A 17225-nucleotide genomic window follows, 5' to 3' on the forward strand; every position below is an offset into this window, starting at 1 on the left:
AAGGAACGCAAACCATGGTCGCCGTAATGGAAAATCCGCTGCGAGTTGGTCTCCGGCAAGAACGCACCCCCGAACCCCTGATTTTGGTTATTTTTGGGGCCTCGGGAGATCTAACCCAACGCAAATTGATCCCGTCCATCTATCAACTCAAACTCGAGCGGCGCTTGCCCCCAGAAATTACGGTCGTGGGAGTGGCCCGGCGGGATTGGAGTCATGAGTTTTTCCGGGAGCACCTCAAGCAAGGGGTGGAGGAATTTGGCGGTGGTATCCAGGCCGAGCCGGTGTGGAATGAATTTGCCCAGGGTTTATATTACTGCTCCGGCAATATGGACGATCCCGCGGCCTACTTAAAGCTGAAAAATTTACTGGATGAATTGGATCAAACCCGGCGAACCAGGGGCAATCGGGTCTTTTATCTCGCAGTTTCCCCGAACTTTTTCGTCGAAGCGATTGAACAACTCGGGGCGGCTGGCCTGTTAACGGATCCCCATAAATCCCGATTGGTGATTGAAAAACCCTTTGGCCGCGACCTCACCTCAGCCCAGGCCTTAAACCAAGTCGTCCAAAAAGTTTGCAAAGAAGAACAGGTTTATCGGATTGATCACTACTTGGGCAAAGAAACCGTTCAGAATTTAATGGTCTTTCGCTTTGCTAATGCCATTTTTGAACCCCTCTGGAACCGCCAATTTGTGGATCACATTCAAATTACGGTGGCAGAAACGGTTGGTGTGGAAGACCGGGCCGGCTATTACGAAAGCTCCGGGGCCTTGCGGGATATGGTGCAGAACCACATTCTCCAACTCCTGGCCCTCACGGCAATGGAACCGCCCAACTCCCTCGATGCCGATAGTTTACGCAACGAAAAAGTCAAAGCCCTCCAGGCCTGTCGCTTAGCGGATCTGAATAATCTAGACAACTGTGCAATTCGGGGCCAATATGCGGCCGGCTGGATGAAAGGGCAACAAGTCCCTGGCTATCGGGATGAACCGGGGGTGAGTCCAACCACCTTAACGCCAACGTTTGTTGGGATGAAGCTGCTGATTGATAACTGGCGCTGGCAAGGGGTTCCCTTCTATTTACGGACAGGCAAACGACTCCCGAAAAAGGTCACCGAAATCTCGATCCAATTCCGGGATGTGCCCCTGCTCATTTTCCAATCCGCCGCCCAACAGGCCAACGCTAATGTCTTAACCATGCGGATTCAACCCAATGAGGGAATTTCGCTCCGGTTTGAAGCCAAAATGCCTGGCCCGGATTTGCGTTCCCGTTCCGTGGATATGGACTTTAGCTATGGTTCCTCCTTTGGGATGGCCACGGCCGATGCCTACACCCGGTTGTTGCTCGATTGTATGTTGGGGGATCAAACCCTCTTTACCCGCGCCGATGAAGTGGAAGCGGCCTGGCGCGTTGTCATGCCGGCCCTTGCGGCCTGGGAGTCCCCCAGTGACCCCAGTAAAATTCCCACCTATGAAGCCGGCACCTGGCAACCGGAAGCAGCGGAACTGATGATTAATAACGATGGCCGGCGTTGGCGACGACTTTAAGGGCTGTAATATTTTCGTCTCGATGATGCAATTTGGTACTTAGACCTATGGCGACTCAATCTACTTCCCTCGTGTCCCTCCAAGACCCGATTGATGTTTCCCTCAGTGATATTGAATCGGAGTTACAGAAAATTTGGTTGGCCCAAAGCCCCAATGGGGATAGCCAGGCCGTACCTGTAGCCACCCGCGCCGCGACGTTTTCCTTGGTCGTTTACGATTCCGATGACACCCAACAACTCCTCTCTCGTTTAGGGTTTTACAGTGGCCCGATTGATGGCATTGCTGGCCCCCGGATGACCGCAGCCTTGAAAGCAGCCCAGGCCCACTATGGCTTACCAGTAACGGGAGAACGCGATGCTGCGACCTTAGACCATCTGCGTCAAGAATATGCCCGCAAACAGGCCGGGGATTTTGAAGGCATTGGGGAACGCTATGCGGCGGATATTCGCAGTGGTGGTGTGGCCGATGTCATTGCCAGTCAAAACCCCTGTCGGGTGATTGCCCTTTGTCCAACTCTCGGCCCCGATACTGGTGTCACGGCCCAAGTGGCTGCCTATTGCCCAATCAAAAAACAAAGCCGCAGTTCACTCATCTGCTGTGAATACATCACGCTCCAGGGAACCACGGAAGCTTTGGGCCGGGTGGCTGAGTTAATTCCCTCCTTAGCCATTGGCGATTTACCGAAGTTCTTGTGGTGGAAGGGGGGACTGGACAGTAACCCGGAGCTTTTAACGACGATTGCACCCCTGTTTGACAGCATTATTGTTGACTCCAGTGAATTTACCCAACCCATTACGGATTTACGGCAAGTTGCCGAGTTAATCGCTAAGGACCTACCGATTGCAGATTTGAACTGGCGCCGACTCGGGGCCTGGCAAGAACTCAGTGCTGAGGCCTTTGATCCCCCAGAACGGCGGGCGGCGATTCATGAAGTAGATCGAGTTACCGTAGATTATGAAAAAGGGAATCCGGCCCAGGCCCTGCTGTTTTTAGGCTGGTTAGCGAGCCGACTAAAGTGGCAGCCTACTGAATTTAAGGTGGAGTCAGGAGATTATGAGATTTACCAGATTCAACTCCTTGGAGCAGATCAACGGGTGATTGAAGCGGAATTGGCGGGGATTCCGACTGGGGATCGGGGTGAGATCATTGGGGATTTAATTGATCTGAAGCTCGCTTCCACCAATTTGAAGGCTGATTGCTCCACAATTATTTGTTCTGAAACCCGCGGCTGTATGCGGATGGAATCGGGCGGTGGGGCCCAGGTGGCCAAAACCTATCAGGTCAATCCCTTGAGTGAACAAACGGCGGAAGTGCTACTGAGTCAACAACTGCAACGCTGGGGACAAGATCTGCTCTATGAAGAGAGTTTTTTGATTGTCCGGCAAATCCTTGATCTCATTGAAAGTTAATTAAGATGAGTGATGACCTGATCGGTGAGTCATTCCAGATAATTATTGAGGGTCTGTGGAAACTCAAGAACTAAAAGCATTGATTAAAGAAAGTCTGCGAGAAGGGAGGCTTTTTCAATGTCAATCACTTATGCCCAGCATTACTGATGAAGCACAAGGGGAGATTATTAGTGAACTGGGTGTCCCCACTGATTATGAGAATCAAGAGCTAATTGACATGACTGAATGGGTTAAAAATAGCTATCAAGTTCCGCAAATAATCAATCAAATTACTGGAGAGAGCTAACTCTGAAGATGTCCTTAAAATCCAAACTCAACTTAAGCAGATTCTGACCTTGAGCCTAGTGATGGTTTCCTGATACCAAAGCACTAAATCCTGATCATACAGATCATCAGTAAGGTCAGGCGGAGAAAGAGTCATAGGGCCAGGCCTGGCTTCAGCGTAAAATCAACCTAGTGGCTACTGAAAATAATATCGCCAGCATTAGTGAGGCATAGATTTTATGGGATTTGTGGTTCGGCAAATGCAGCCAGAAGAAATTCAGCTTGCGGTAGGTTGGGCGGCGGCGGAAGGTTGGAACCCCGGCCAGTTTGATGCCACTACGTTTTACAACACCGATCCGGCTGGCTTTTTTATTGGCGAGTTAGATGGTGAACCCATTGCCTGTATTTCTGGAGTGACCTATGGGCAGAGCTATGGCTTTGTCGGATTCTATATCGTCAAACCGGAATTTCGCGGACAAGGCTATGGCCTGCAAACCTGGAATGGCGCGATTACCTACTTGAAATCACAATCGGGGCGGATTTTTGGCCTGGATGGGGTGGTTGAGCAGCAACATAACTATGAACGTTCCGGGTTTCGGCTGGCCCATCGCAATAGTCGATTTCAGGGGCAGTTTTTCGAGAATTTTGCCGTTGATCCACATTTAGTTGCGATTCAAGACGTGGCCTGGGAGGAGTTATTAGCATTTGATCGGCAATTTTTTCCAGCAGAGCGCGGCAAGTTTCTCCAGGCCTGGTTCCAGCAACCCCAAACCCTCAGCTATGCCTATGTAGATTCTGCACTCAAAGGCTATGGAGCAATTCGACCGGCTGAGACGGGTTGGCGGATTGGGCCGTTGTTTGCCGTGAATTATCCAGTCGCAGAAAGGATTTTTCGGAGCCTGGTTGCCCACACTCAAGGTGCAGCTTGTTTTCTCGATATTCCCCTGGTTAATCCTGATGCCGTGAAATTAGTTGAGGTTTACCAAATGACCCCGATGTTTGAAACTGGGCGGATGTACACTCCCCAGGCCCCGCCGCTCAATCTCAAGGGTCTTTACGGGATTACTAGTCTGGAATTGGGTTAGGTTCACCGTTTTCATCAAGAATAGAAGTGAACTAAGAATGTTTGCAATCGGCAAGGGCTAAGTTTGTTCACGCTTAAACATGGGATCACTCAAGGTTGGAGTTGGTTGTGCTGGCTTGGCCTGGGACTGTTGTGCCTGACGCTCTGGGGCTGTGGGGCGACACCGACATCGGATGTCATTCATCTCACATTTTGGCAAGGCGTTAATCCTCCCCCCAATCGAGAAGTCCTCCAAAAGCTGGTGGATCGGTTTAACCAGGCCCACCCTCAGATTCAGGTTGAAAGCATTTATGTTGGCCAACCCGATCAACAATTACCGAAAATCTTGGCGGCTGTCGTTGGCAATGCGCCCCCGGATCTGCTTTGGTACAATCCAACCATTACTGGGCAACTGGTGGAGCTAGGGGCAATTCGGAATTTGGATGATTGGTGGCAAACCTCTCCCCTGCGCCCAGAACTTGAACCGACCCTCCAGGCCACAATGACCTTTGAAAACCACATTTGGTCAGTCCCCTTTGCGACAAATAATTTGGGTGTCTTTTACCGTCCCAACTTATTTAAGGCCGCCGGCATCACAACCCTACCCCAAACTTGGTCAGAATTTCGCCAAATTGCCCGTCAACTCACCCAAGACACCAATGGGGATGGCCGAATTGATCAACACGGGATCATGCTGGCTTTGGGACAGGGGGATTTTGCTGTTTTTACCTGGCTACCCTTTTTATGGAGTGCCGGTGGGGGCCTGGGGACAACGGTGGATAATGCAACCTTGAATAGTCCGGGGGCGGTGGCCGCATTGCAGTTTTGGGCTGATTTAATCCAAGATGGCTCGGCAATTTTATCCTTACCGGAACGGGGCTATGAATTAGATAACTTTTTGGCCGGCAAAGTGGCCATGCAAATTACCGGCCCCTGGACGCTCGGACAACTCCAACAGGCCAAAACTGACTTTGCCGTGATGCCCATTCCCAGAGATGTCCAAGCCGCCACTGCCTTGGGAGGCGAAAACCTCTTTATCCTCAAAACCAGACCAGCGCGAGAAAAAGCCGCCTGGGTTTTTGCGGAATATGTCATGAGTCAGGATTTTCAAACTGAGTTTGCTTTGGGAACGGGTTATTTACCTGTGAATCGCTTTGTCCAAAATCGCCCCCAATATCAGTCCTTCCTGGCCGAGCAACCCGCGTTGAACGTCTTTCTTGAGCAAATGCCCCAGGCCCAGGCCCGCCCCTTATTTCCTGGTTATGCCCGCTTTTCCGAAAGCTTAGGCCGGGCGTTGGAATCGGTCTTACTCGGTCAAGATCGCCCCAATGTTGCCCTCAACCAGGCCCAAGACCGCTGGCAACTCCTACAACCCCGTTCTCCGACCCAGACTCCCTAGACCTCGGAAATATCGGTTCAGGACTTACTCAAAAAAATCCAGGCCCCCAGATTTAGGTTGGCGCAGTTGCGGTTCCGGGGCAAAACCCAATAGGAGGGGAAACTGCAACATGGATAAGTTCACCGATTCCTGGGAATCATCAATCAAAATTAGGGGTAAATAGTCATCCTGTTCTAAGCGATCGGCGCGAAATGCCAAGGCATCGGCGGATTCAAATAAGGCCACCCCCCGATCGGGGCCAAAGTCAGTCCGGGTAATGCCCAAGCAATCCTGTAAGCCGCGCCGCCAATCCCCCAATCGTTCCGGTGAATCGGCCAAAATCAGCACCCGCAGCGTATCGTCATAAAAATCTCTCAGGATCGAAATAATTGCCGAGGCCACGAGGATGTTTTGCAGCCGACTGTTCATGGAACGCAAAGCCCCACGCCCGCCAAGGTCAAAAAACCAAGTCTCCACTCGCTCAGCATGGATGGGTTCAAAGGTACGACGCAATTGCCAGGCCGGGCCATAGTAATTGGGGTTTTGCCGATATTGCTCAATTAACTTCTGGATCCGCTTGGCTTCTTCTTGAAAACTTTCCTCAGCCAAATGGAGTTTAGCCGTTCCCTTTGTTTCTGGAGCCGCAGTTGGGGTGGCCGGAGTCGGAGGAGCCGCCGGTACCAATTCTAATTGCTCAGCAGTGGTGGCCAAATCCTGCAAACTATTGACCAAATAATCCTTAAACCCCTGAATCCGGATCGCCAGGTCTTGGGAGGCCCCGACAAAGTTTTGCTTCAGTTCTTTTTGAATCCGTTCGCGGCGGCGTTCGAGTTTTTCAATTTCTCTGATCAGACCGGCCCGTTGAGCTTCTAAATCCGCCAAAGATGTGGCCACGAGTTGCTGAAGCTGGGTCTGGGTGGCGGCTATGTCCACTGGTGCTAGGAGGGGCAAGGGGCGAGAACTCGTATTTTCACCTTTGATCAGGAATTCCGTTGGCTCATCTAAAGAAGGCATCTCTGGCATTTCTTGGTATTCCGGCCGCAGATCGAGGGGTTCCGGTAAGGCAATCTCCTCTGAGGCCTGGGAATTATTTTCCGATGCTGGTTGGGCATCATCTGGCCAGTTTTCATTCATCATGACCACTCACCGCAGTTGCAGAGGTTATCCGAGGGCAGCGCGCTTCTAGGCAGGCCTGGAGTTGTTTGGGATCAAAAAGGATGGGCAGGAAATGGATACTTTTAACTTCTCGAAAATAGAACAAAATTTGTAAGTCAGACCAGTAAACTTCCCAATGCAACCAGTCTTGATAGGGGAAGGCTCGAATTTGTTTTTCACCGCGATAAACATCCAGGCCCTGATCCGTAAACTGAAGCCTTAAAGTTGCGGCTTGAACGGCTAAAAACAGGGCAAAGGCTTCAAAGGGCAGGGGCAGCCAGGGATTGACTGTAAACAGAGGCAATGCCAACGTAGCCAAAGCAAAGGGGAGACGGTAGCTGGGGAGCAGAGTAATTGTCCCTAGAGAAGGAGGAGCTTGAGAAGTCATGTAGCCCAAAATTAACCAGCAAAGGTTCACTTGCCCATTGTAGGCTATAGCTGATTGACGCTGATCGTCCCCGTGCCCCCGAACAAGACCCAAGAGAGGAAGAAATTGATGATGAAGATCGCTAAAAGTGAGATCACGACTGCGGCCGTTGTGGATTGTCCGACCCCCTTGGCCCCACCCGTAGTCGTTAAGCCCCAGTGACAGCCAATAATTGAAACTAACCCGCCAAAAATGACCGCCTTAATCATCGCCGCCCAAATATCCCAGGTACCGAGGAAGTTACGAATAGAATCCAAGTAGATAGGTCGGGGAATATCATACAAATTAGCGGAGATGATCATTCCTCCAGCTAACCCTGTCACCAGGCCAAGGACAGTCAAGATCGGCATCATCAGACAACAGGCCAACACCCGCGGAATGACCAAATAGTTAATTGGATTTGCCCCCAACATCCGCAAGGCATCAATTTGTTCGGTGACGCGCATGGTGCCAATTTCCGCCGCAAAGGCAGACCCGACCCGACCCGCCAAAACCACCGCCGTTAAAACTGGCCCCAACTCGCGGGTTAAGGCAATGGCCAGAACACCCCCCACCGCCGATGCCGCCCCAAAATTGATAAATTCCCGCGCCACCTGAATCGTGAACACCATCCCAACAAACATCGAAGTAATCAGGGCCACCCCCAAAGACTCAGGCCCCACGGCTGCTAGTTGATCGAGGGTATTGCGGCGATGAATTTTACCTTGCAGGATGTGGTAGGCAACTCGCCCAGCTAATAAAAAGGCGGAACAATAGCGGAGAAATTTTGGCGATGACCAGTCAAAGCCCCAAAACCGCCTTAACTTGAAGTTGCCTTGTGCCATTTCTTCCCAACCGAAATAGGTTTTCAGGTTTTTTGGAGTTAATCTTTAGAGAGTATAGCGTTACAGAGCCAAGCCCACTCATTAAACATCAGTCCAGATTAGCTTTTTCTTACATCGGCTGACCCTGCCCAAATCACAAGCTAAAGTAGGGGGGTGATGGGTCGAGTTTGGCGCACGGAAGAATGATGAAAGTAACGGGCCTGGGCAAAACACCTGTGGAAGTTGGGGCGTTCTTTAGCGATACTTGGCGCACCTATCAAAAAATTCTCCAGCATAACCATATGCACCATCGAGAACTCTATGCCCTTGTCCATCAAGAACTGCAGAATATACCCCCAGGCCTGGAGATTCTCGACTTAGGCTGTGGCGATGCGTCCTATACGGCCCAGTCCTTGGCAGGGATTCCCTTTAGTCGATATATTGGGGTGGATCTCTCAACCGTGGCCCTCGCTCTAGCCGCAGAGAACTTTAGTCACTTACCAGGGCAGTCAGAGTTTGTTACCGCCAATTTTGTCGATTATGCTCAGGCCTGCTCGGGCCAATTTGATTGTATTTTGATGTCCTTTTCACTGCATCACCTTACCTATGGGGATAAAGACAAGTTCTTAGGGCAATTAAGCCGTGTCTTGCGGCCTGGGGGCATTTTCTTAATGATTGATGTGTTTCGGGAGGAGGGGGAAAGCCTCTCGGACTATTACCAGCGATATATCGGCCAGGCCGAGCGCAATCAATGGAAACTCAACCCCGAAGAATTTGTTGCCATGTCAGAGCATATTACGACCAGTGATTTACCCGATTCCGTCGCGGCGATCATTGGCTTAGGTCAGTCCCACGGCTTTAAGGACATTCATTGCTTATTTCTCCATCCAGACACTACCATTGGCCTGCTCAAGTTCCAGGGTTAAGCCGCCTAAATTCTCTCAAGTTACCCGGTCATGCCAGTCGCCAAGCCCATTTATTTAGATCACCAGGCCACGACCCCTTTGCACCCAGAGGTTTTAGCGGCCATGTTGCCCTACTTTATCGAAAAGCCCGGAAACCCCTCCAGTAACGGACATTTATATGGGTGGGAAGCCGCCGCCGCCGTCAAAAAAGCCAGAGCTACCATTGCCAAGGCCATCAATGCCCCGCTAGAGTCTCTCATTTTCACCAGTGGAGCCACCGAAGCTAATAACTTAGTCATCAAGGGGATTGCTGAAGCCTATTTTGCCCAGGGCCGCCATATTGTCACTGTCCAAACCGAACACGCCGCCGTTTTAGCCCCCTGTCGTTATTTAGAACAGCATGGATTTTCAGTTACCTATTTACCCGTCCAGGCCGATGGCTTTGTGGATCTGAACCAACTGACCGAAGTATTGCGAGAAGACACTCTGTTAGTTTCAGTAATGGCCGCAAATAATGAAATCGGTGTACTTCAGCCCATTGAAAAAATTAGCGCACTGTGTCGGTCACGGGGGATTCTTTGCCATACTGATGCAGCCCAAGCTCTTGGAAAAATTCCTTTAGATGTCCAGGCCTGGGGAGTAGATTTCATGTCCTTAACAGCGCACAAACTCTATGGCCCCAAAGGGATTGGCGGACTTTACATTAAACCCCAACACCCACCGCTCAACCTTACTCCCCAACTCCACGGCGGTGGCCAAGAAGAGAATTTACGCTCTGGAACCTTACCCACACCCCAAATTGTCGGATTTGCCCAGGCCGTGACTTTAGCCCATCAATCCTTAGAAACTGAATCCCTGCGATTAACCGCATTACGGGAAAAACTCTGGCAAGGCTTAGAACAATTGGGTGAGGTAATTCCCAATGGCCATCCCACTCAGAGCTTACCGGGGTGTTTAAGTGTCAGTTTTCAGGGCCTGGATGGGGCCAAATTACAATCCAACCTTCAAGGAAAACTTGCCCTCTCCGCTGGATCCGCCTGTAGTTCTGCCAAACCCGAACCTTCCCATGTGTTAATCGCCTTGGGCCGGACTGTGGCGGAATGTCGAGCTACGCTTCGCTTTGGCCTGGGCCGATCCACAACCTCAGCCGAGATTGAACAAACCTTGGAAATTCTGACCGATACTATCCAGGCAATCAGAAGATAATCTTTTTCCCCTTTGAACCATCCAAGTCAGTTAGGAAATACGGACAAAGTTACCTCTGGGATTTTAGGCTGGGTGATAGGCGGATGAGTCGGATAGGGAGTTAAGTTACTGAAATTAATCTTGTATCCTGGAAATTCAGGCATGGCTTGCGGCTCGTTATCTAGGGTCAGGTTTACGGGAGTCATCGGCTGGGTTGCGTCTTGGAGCTTGAGATTGATCACGGCTTGCCCGGCCCAAACACATTGCGCCCCCCTTGGACAGCGACTATCCTGAACCACGCCCACGAACGTAATCTTTAACTGTCCAGAGTTGAGGCTGATGGTTTCACCTTGTTTGATCTGCAACGGTTGGCCAAATTCTCCGGTTGCCGCGCCACGGGTTTTCGCCAAAAGTTGGGTCATGATCCCTAAGCCATTGACGGGATTTAAGTTTAAGCCCAGGCCCAACCCAAACAGCCCCACAGCCACTAACGGCTTAATTCCCCAACCCATGATCGTTCCCGACTCGCAACTCGCAATATTCCCGGATTTTTCCTGGGACTGGGTTTAGGGTAGCACTGGCCTGGGGGTGTAGTTGGTTAACTCTGATACGGGGATCAATCTCAGTTCACAGTATCCCGCAATGGGGCAGCCGAGCTTAGAGAGTTCGCTTTGAAGGAAAAAATACGCTCTAGGACATCAGCGACAACTTTATCAGGAGTAGAAGCCCCAGAAGTGATCCCAATCGTTAAGGGGCCTGGGGGAAGCCAGTTTTCGGTCACTTCTAAATCCTGTTTCAGGGGCTTATGCTCAACCCGATTACCCGGCCCGATCCGTTCAGCCGCATCAATGTGATAAGAGGGAATATTCCATTCCACGGCAATTTCTTGGAGGTGGGTTGTATTAGACGAGTTATAGCCACCAATGACAACAATTAAATCTAAAGGCTCCTCCACCAGCTTAAACATGGCATCTTGGCGTTCTTGGGTGGCATCACAGATGGTATTAAAACTGAGGAAATGATGATTGATTTGGTCAGGGCCATATTTGCGGATCAGGGTATGCTCAAATAATTTCCCCATTTGTTCCGTTTCCCCCTTGAGCATCGTGGTTTGGTTAGCAATGCCCAGCCGGACTAAATCCCGATCCGGATCAAAGCCCAGGGAATAAGCATTTTGGAATTTGGCTAAAAACTCAACCCGATCTCCGCCATTGAGGATGTAATCACAGACATATTCTGCCTCGTCCATATTCAGCAAAATCAGATAAGTTCCGGCAAAAGAACTGGTGGCAACGGTTTCTTCATGATTATATTTGCCATGAATGATCGAGGTATAGCTGCCTTTTTTATGTTTTTCGACACTGTTCCAGACCTTAGAGACCCAAGGACAAGTGGTATCCACAATCGTGCAGCCCCGTTCATTCAAGAGTTGCATTTCTTGGACACTGGCCCCAAAGGCGGGCAAAATCACCACATCCCCAGGCCCGACCTCGGAAAAATCTTTCCCATCTGGGACAACGGGGATAAACTCCACGGCCATATCTCGCAATCGTTGATTGACAGAAGGGTTATGGATAATCTCATTGGTAATCCAAATCCGCTGAGTCGGAAAATGCTGACGGGTTTCATAGGCCAAGGCCACCGCCCGCTCTACGCCCCAACAGAAGCCAAAGGCCTCCGCTAATCGAATCGTCACCTCCCCTTCTTGCCAGACATAGCCATTATTGCGAATGCTTTGAATCAGATTGCTTTGATATTCTCCCTGGAGACGCTCGTTAACATCGGCTTCATGGCCAAACCCTTTGCGATGATATTGAGTAGATTGATGCAGTGAACGCTTAAAGGCTTTGGTATCCATAGTTGACCTAGAGCAAAGTCTATAACTGAGATGGGATTTAGCTTCGGGACGGGCGGGAGTGGTTGAGGTAATTGATTTCTACTCTACCGGATGGAGTTCGCTTTAATGATCTTTAACGATACTGTTGGACGGGTTCTAGCCAGTGGAGAATTTCCTGTTCTAGCTGTTGTAATTCCGTAAAGAGGGTTTGCCGTAACCATTGCCCAACTGCATCGAGAGGAGAAAAGTCCTGGCCGGGTTGCCAACTCCAATCTTGACCGAGGGGGGTAAGATGATTTCCAGCTAATCGTTTGGAGGTGATCAGAAACTCAGGCCGTTGCTCCAAGATGCGAATTAGACGGGGGGTTTGGTCAATGTCATCGTTTTGGAAGCGAATTAACAGGTTGCGGCGGACGCGATAGCCTTCATGGATCATCCGTTCGGTTTCCCGCGGACTGGGGCTAAATTCTGTGGTGCTAAGGCTCTCCCGCAACCCCCGCAGATTCTCTGATTTCAAGACTGACTCCATAAACGGGATGGACTGACTGGCACTGTAGTTATTAAACGCCAAAAAGATATTTCCGGCCCGCTCGGCACCATAGAGACTGGTCATGAGCAGATGGAGTTTACAGCCCATACTGTGACCCAGGCCATAGACGGGCAAAAATCGCTTCAGACGGTTGCGTTGCTCGATATACTCCAGGCCTGTATTAAATTGTCGCAGGGCCTGGGCGGCCAACGTGGTGTGATCGAGGGTATTCAGAAACGGGGTGGCAATGACAACATAGTTATGTTTGGCTAAAAATTCCAATAATCGCCGATAGGTCACCTGGGGAGCCGCCGCCACAAAAGCCCCACCGACAAAGTGAATCACCCCTAAGGCCCGACTGGGAATTAAAATCCAGGCCCCTTTATGTTCTTGCCACTCCATCCGCGTTTTGTTTTCCTTAATGTTGGTGAGTTGCTGCATCCATGCTTAGTCTAATCAAGGTTGCGGGTTAGTATTTTTCCTTAGCTTGTTCCAGAATAGAAGCTGTATTCTACACGGAAATATTTGGCTGACTGACCATGCACCATAACCCCATCTGGATAAAAAATCTCAGCTACATCTATCCCGATGGCACCCAGGCCCTGCACCATGTTTCGATCTCTATTGCCGCAACAGAACGGGTGGCGATTGTCGGGGCCAATGGTTCGGGAAAATCCACCCTCCTGCTGCATCTGAATGGGATTCTTTTGCCCCAGGCCGGTGAAGTTCGGGTGGGCGAGATGCTAGTCACTAACCAAAACTTACGGGCCATTCGCAACTTTGTTGGCCTGGTGTTTCAAAATCCCGATGATCAGCTATTTATGCCCACGGTGGGGGATGATGTCGCCTTTGGCCCGAAAAATCTGGGCTTAACAGGAGCAGCCTTAGGGCAACGGGTGCATCAGTCTTTGTACGCAGTGGGTATTGATCCAGACACCTACGGGCAACGGAATCCGCAAAACTTATCGGGTGGTGAGAAAAAACGAATTGCCATTGCCGGAGTGTTAGCCATGCAGCCTCAAGTCCTTGGCCTGGATGAACCCACTGCCCAACTGGATCCCCGCTCCCGCCGCCAACTGATTGAACTCTTACATGGCCTGCCCTTGACCCAAGTGATTGTTACCCATGATTTAGATTTAGCCCTAGAACTTTGTCCCCGCACGATTGTTTTAAGCCAGGGAAAAATTGTCTTTGATGGCGGCACGGCCCAGGCCCTGAGTGATGTTCATTTTCTCCAAGCCCATGCCCTCGAATCGCCTCTGAGTTATGCCCGTCCCTACTGTAATCTCCGCGATGCCCCAGCCCTGTTATGAGAGGTAATTGACACAGATACAATCTTAAGCATCCAGGCGAGCCTAGCAACCATGAAAGATATTCTGATTGGGTTGAGTGGAATTTTGAGGGCCTTTGTTTTGGCTGATTCTGAATGAAGTGGAGGCATAGATGTTGCAACCTGGGGATAGCGTTGAATTTAGTTTCTGGGAAGCGGGCTGCATGATTTGGCTTGGCTCCTTAGATATTTATGAGTCTTTTTGCCAGGCCTGGTTTAGCCTCGAAGATAATGTGATCAAAACGGATGGGGTGGCGATTCAAGACCTGATTCTGAATCAACGCGCGATTATGCCCATGGAGTTATACCAAGATGATGGCTTTCGGACTCGGGTGATTCTCCGGGAACTAGATGAGCGGGAACAGGCAGATTGGACGGCGCGGGCGGCTTGGCAACTCAATTTACCCACGGGGCAGATGGTGATGTCGGGAATTGTAGATTGCAATCAAGAGGTTCCGGCTTTTAGCGAGGTTGCCCCTGAGGATATGCTGCAGTTGTATGTGGATGTACCGCCCGGAGAATATGCTGTAACAGTCTATGCCTATCCCCCCGGAGACCTATCCACAGGTTGGGGGCAGATTGTTGATCCAGACCTATTTGAACCCACTGTAGGTATTGAGCCAGAAAACCCCCTTGACTATTTTTTACGCACGCGCCCCGGTGAAGCTATGCCAGATTGGTTAGGGTCAGAGTATGGGGCCACAGAAGCAGAACGAGAGCAGCATCACCAGGCCGGTGAAAAGAGTCCGGGGTTTATTGATTTTGTCGTCCAGCTATTGCCATTAAAAGAGCCGCTGCCCAGGCCCCAGCTAGACGGTGAGATGTTTATCCCCTGGGAATTTCGTAAGCCCCAACGGTTCCCCTTAGGTGTACCAGCCCAGGCCTGAGAGCGTTCAGCTTGTCGAGCTAATTGCGTTACGGTGAAGGGTGAAGTTAATCTTTTTTGCAGATTTCCAATGGCTTCTGTGCTCCAGGCCCTTCAACGGCAAAAACTCGATCCCAGTGATGACAGTCAGTTTTATGATGTCCCCCGCTTTGTCACCCATGTGGATGCTGGATTTATTGCCCAACTGACTAACCTCTATCGGCAACGACTCCGCCCAGATCTGCGGATTTTGGATTTAATGAGCAGTTGGGTCTCCCATTTACCGCCAGAAATGCGCTTTACGGAAGTGGTCGGCCATGGGTTGAATGCAGAGGAACTGGCTAAAAATCCCCGCTTGGATCAGTATTTCGTCCAGAATCTCAATCAAGAATTAGCGTTACCGTTTCCCGATGCCAGCTTTGATGCGGTGTTGAATACGGTTTCCGTTCAATATCTCCAATACCCGGAAGCCATTTTTGCAGAAATTTATCGAGTTTTGCGGCCAGGTGGGATCCTTATTGTCAGCTTTTCCAACCGAATGTTTTACCAAAAAGCAATCCAGGCCTGGCGGGATGGGGATGACCAAGCTCATCTAGAGTTAGTCAAATCCTACATTCAATCTGTACCGGGGTTCACGTCACCAGAGGTCATCGCCAATGGGGGCCTGTTGGAGAAATTTTTGCCTTGGTTTTCTTTGGGAGATCCCTTTTATGCCGTGATCAGCCAACGCCTTGATTCAGGAGGAGTAACTCTTCCCTAGTTCCCCTGCCATGATTAGCCTGACCCATTTTATTGATTGGGTTCTAGGGGCAAGTTTGGGCTAGGTAGGGGGGTCGGAATTGGCTTGGGGGGCAGCGGGTTAGCTGGGGCCGTATTCAAGGGAGGAATGTTAAATAATTCAGAACTAGAATTACCGAGGGTGGGTTGTTCGGCTGGTTGAGTGGCTAAGGCGACCCGATTACCCCCTACAGATCTGAGCAAATCTAGGACTTGAATGACTTCGTTATAGCTGACCAACTGGGAGGCCCGTAAAACAACCAGGCCTTGGGGATTTGTTCGCAAATAGGTTAACAACCGCTCATATAACTGATCCCGATTGACCGGATCCTGCTCCACATAGGTTTGCCCAGTTGGATCAATGCTGACCACGAGTAATTTCTGGGATTGGGCCTGGCTGGTACTGGCTTTGGGGAGGTCTAAGCTGATGGCCTGTTGGCGGGTGAGGGCGACTGCGGCCAGGATAAAAAAGGTCAAAATGCAAAACACCACGTCGATCAAGGGCAGCATTTCAATCCGAGCATTGTCCCCTTCATTGGGCAAATGGACTTTCATCGGTGCAGTTTCCTAAAGATAAGCGGACTCGGCTGGGCTGATACCAGCTTGTTGTTGTAACCAGGCCTGGCGGTAGGTCAGTTCCAACTCATTACCCGTGCGGCGAAAAATTTGGGCTTGTTGAAACAGCAGGGCCTGGAAAAATCGCTGAAAGGCCAAGGTGACAATTGCGACCACTAAGCCGGTTGCCGTACTGATCAACGCCTCACTAATCCCAATGCTCACCCCAGTGGTTGCCGGTGTACCCAAATCCCCCAAACGAACTTGCCCCAGAGCATTAATTAAACCCAAGACTGTCCCCAACAAGCCCAGGAGGGGAGCCATCGTAATTGTGGCCTCTAAAACTTTTTCTCCCCGCCGCATGGCCGAGAGTTCTTCATCCGCCGCCGCCTCTAGGGCTAAACGAAAAATTTCCGGTTCCGTATTGACCAGTTGTAACGGTGTCGCTAAAAAACGTCCCATGGGTTGCTCACTGGCCTGGATCGCAATAGTTAGAGCCGCTTGCCAGTTTTGTTGGGCGGCGATCAGAATTTGTTCCGCTAGTTTACGCTCCCCCCGAAAAACAAGGCTCCAAAACCAAAGGCGTTCAAAAATTGTTCCCAAGGCCAAAATCGATAGGACTAACAGGGGCCACATGGCCAGGCCACCGCGGTTAAATGCCTCAGCAATATTCACAGTTTGTTCCCTAAATGCAGACGTTCCCATTCCCAGGTTAGATTAGCAAAAATCTCGCGGGTGGATTTCCACACCTGTAGCATAGATTTTTTCATGGCACAATCTTAGGTAATGATGAGGGTTGATTCATGGCCGCCTTTTACAACTGGTATCGCAACACCTTACGCCATCCCAAGTATCGCTGGTTAGTGATTGGTGCTAGTTTACTGTACCTGTTTAGTCCCCTCGATATTTCCCCCGATTTAATCCCCATCATTGGGCAGGTGGATGATGTGGCAGTAATCATGCTCTTGGCCAGTGAAGTGACACAAATGATGGTGGAGCGAATTCGCTCGCGGAAGCAACAGGTCGCAACCCCAGCCGCAGAGCAAACCGTGGATGTTTCCGCTGAGTCCTTCTAAGAGGTTCCTGGTTGCCCTTGGGATGATGGCTTGATCTAGATTCAACATCTTAAGTACATCTCCCAGGCCAGGGTTAGGTCAATAATTTTGATGACAAGTAGACAGATGAGTGGTTCAATAAAG

Annotated in this window: 19 protein-coding genes; 11 read left to right on the forward strand and 8 right to left on the reverse strand. The window is 50.4% G+C overall.

The annotated features are described in order from the left end of the window. Positions 1-14 precede the first annotated feature (14 nt). The 5 genes from zwf (at position 15) to SYN6312_RS14015 (ending at position 5679) form a co-directional block, all read left to right on the forward strand. Positions 15-1544 carry a glucose-6-phosphate dehydrogenase gene (zwf, locus tag SYN6312_RS13995; RefSeq protein ID WP_015125541.1) on the forward strand — a complete coding sequence of 510 codons (1530 nt, stop codon included), beginning with the start codon at positions 15-17 and terminating at the stop codon, positions 1542-1544. A 47-nt stretch (positions 1545-1591) separates the two neighbouring features. Then, positions 1592-2953 carry a glucose-6-phosphate dehydrogenase assembly protein OpcA gene (gene opcA, locus SYN6312_RS14000; RefSeq protein ID WP_015125542.1) on the forward strand — a complete coding sequence of 454 codons (1362 nt, stop codon included), beginning with the start codon at positions 1592-1594 and terminating at the stop codon, positions 2951-2953. A 55-nt stretch (positions 2954-3008) separates the two neighbouring features. Further along, on the forward strand, positions 3009-3239 hold the full coding sequence (locus SYN6312_RS14005; protein WP_015125543.1) for a hypothetical protein: 231 nt from the start codon (positions 3009-3011) through the stop codon (positions 3237-3239). 217 nt (positions 3240-3456) lie between these two features. After that, positions 3457-4302 carry a GNAT family N-acetyltransferase gene (locus SYN6312_RS14010; protein ID WP_015125545.1) on the forward strand — a complete coding sequence of 282 codons (846 nt, stop codon included), beginning with the start codon at positions 3457-3459 and terminating at the stop codon, positions 4300-4302. Between the two features lie 63 nt (positions 4303-4365). Then, positions 4366-5679 (forward strand): ABC transporter substrate-binding protein, encoded by a 1314-nt coding sequence (locus SYN6312_RS14015; RefSeq protein WP_015125546.1) that lies wholly within the window; start codon positions 4366-4368, stop codon positions 5677-5679. Between the two features lie 24 nt (positions 5680-5703). Here SYN6312_RS14015 and SYN6312_RS14020 read toward each other — a convergent pair whose 3' ends face one another. From SYN6312_RS14020 to SYN6312_RS14030, 3 genes are read right to left on the reverse strand one after another with little or no spacing between them, the layout of a single operon-like run. Further along, positions 5704-6795, reverse strand: coding sequence for a DUF3086 domain-containing protein (locus tag SYN6312_RS14020; protein WP_015125547.1), 1092 nt, complete (start codon positions 6793-6795; stop codon positions 5704-5706). Further along, positions 6785-7201, reverse strand: a complete 417-nt coding sequence (locus SYN6312_RS14025) for a DUF3119 family protein (protein ID WP_015125548.1) — start codon at positions 7199-7201, stop codon at positions 6785-6787. Before SYN6312_RS14025 ends, SYN6312_RS14020 begins: the two co-directional genes overlap by 11 nt. Before the next feature lie 44 nt (positions 7202-7245). Further along, entirely contained in the window at positions 7246-8064 is an 819-nt protein-coding gene (locus SYN6312_RS14030) for an MlaE family lipid ABC transporter permease subunit (protein ID WP_015125549.1), read from the reverse strand. Positions 8065-8246: 182 nt separating this feature from the next. On the opposite strand from SYN6312_RS14030, the gene SYN6312_RS14035 reads away from it, so the two are divergent. Together SYN6312_RS14035 and SYN6312_RS14040 are read left to right on the forward strand one after the other, a co-directional pair. After that, positions 8247-8969: a class I SAM-dependent methyltransferase gene (locus SYN6312_RS14035; protein WP_041430879.1), complete on the forward strand. Its 723-nt coding sequence runs from the start codon at positions 8247-8249 to the stop codon at positions 8967-8969. 30 nt (positions 8970-8999) lie between these two features. Next, on the forward strand, positions 9000-10154 hold the full coding sequence (locus SYN6312_RS14040; RefSeq protein ID WP_015125551.1) for a cysteine desulfurase family protein: 1155 nt from the start codon (positions 9000-9002) through the stop codon (positions 10152-10154). 26 nt (positions 10155-10180) lie between these two features. On the opposite strand, the gene SYN6312_RS18435 is transcribed toward SYN6312_RS14040, so the two are convergent. The 3 genes from SYN6312_RS18435 to SYN6312_RS14055 form a co-directional block, all read right to left on the reverse strand. After that, the gene (locus SYN6312_RS18435; protein ID WP_015125552.1) at positions 10181-10645 is read right to left on the reverse strand and encodes a hypothetical protein; all 465 of its coding nucleotides are present in this window, start codon (positions 10643-10645) and stop codon (positions 10181-10183) included. 110 nt (positions 10646-10755) lie between these two features. Further along, positions 10756-11991 (reverse strand): 4-hydroxy-3-methylbut-2-enyl diphosphate reductase, encoded by a 1236-nt coding sequence (locus SYN6312_RS14050; RefSeq protein ID WP_015125553.1) that lies wholly within the window; start codon positions 11989-11991, stop codon positions 10756-10758. A 112-nt stretch (positions 11992-12103) separates the two neighbouring features. Continuing rightward, positions 12104-12940 carry a DUF1350 family protein gene (locus SYN6312_RS14055; protein WP_371257363.1) on the reverse strand — a complete coding sequence of 279 codons (837 nt, stop codon included), beginning with the start codon at positions 12938-12940 and terminating at the stop codon, positions 12104-12106. Between the two features lie 98 nt (positions 12941-13038). On the opposite strand from SYN6312_RS14055, the gene SYN6312_RS14060 reads away from it, so the two are divergent. From SYN6312_RS14060 to SYN6312_RS14070, 3 genes are all read left to right on the forward strand, one after another. After that, positions 13039-13812 carry an energy-coupling factor ABC transporter ATP-binding protein gene (locus SYN6312_RS14060; RefSeq protein ID WP_015125555.1) on the forward strand — a complete coding sequence of 258 codons (774 nt, stop codon included), beginning with the start codon at positions 13039-13041 and terminating at the stop codon, positions 13810-13812. 130 nt (positions 13813-13942) lie between these two features. Then, positions 13943-14716 carry a hypothetical protein gene (locus SYN6312_RS14065; RefSeq protein WP_015125556.1) on the forward strand — a complete coding sequence of 258 codons (774 nt, stop codon included), beginning with the start codon at positions 13943-13945 and terminating at the stop codon, positions 14714-14716. Between the two features lie 69 nt (positions 14717-14785). Beyond that, positions 14786-15454, forward strand: a complete 669-nt coding sequence (locus SYN6312_RS14070) for a class I SAM-dependent methyltransferase (RefSeq protein WP_015125557.1) — start codon at positions 14786-14788, stop codon at positions 15452-15454. Positions 15455-15483: 29 nt separating this feature from the next. Here SYN6312_RS14070 and SYN6312_RS14075 read toward each other — a convergent pair whose 3' ends face one another. Together SYN6312_RS14075 and SYN6312_RS14080 are read right to left on the reverse strand one after the other, a co-directional pair. Then, positions 15484-16026: a biopolymer transporter ExbD gene (locus SYN6312_RS14075; RefSeq protein ID WP_015125558.1), complete on the reverse strand. Its 543-nt coding sequence runs from the start codon at positions 16024-16026 to the stop codon at positions 15484-15486. 12 nt (positions 16027-16038) lie between these two features. After that, positions 16039-16701, reverse strand: coding sequence for a MotA/TolQ/ExbB proton channel family protein (locus SYN6312_RS14080; protein WP_083853528.1), 663 nt, complete (start codon positions 16699-16701; stop codon positions 16039-16041). A gap of 128 nt (positions 16702-16829) precedes the next feature. Between SYN6312_RS14080 and SYN6312_RS14085 the strand changes: the two genes are divergently transcribed. Then, complete coding sequence (locus tag SYN6312_RS14085; protein WP_015125560.1) at positions 16830-17102, forward strand: YkvA family protein; 273 nt, start codon at positions 16830-16832, stop codon at positions 17100-17102. Positions 17103-17225 lie beyond the last annotated feature (123 nt).

Origin of the sequence: Synechococcus sp. PCC 6312 (assembly GCF_000316685.1) — a bacterium.
Taxonomy (GTDB): domain Bacteria; phylum Cyanobacteriota; class Cyanobacteriia; order Thermosynechococcales; family Thermosynechococcaceae; genus Pseudocalidococcus.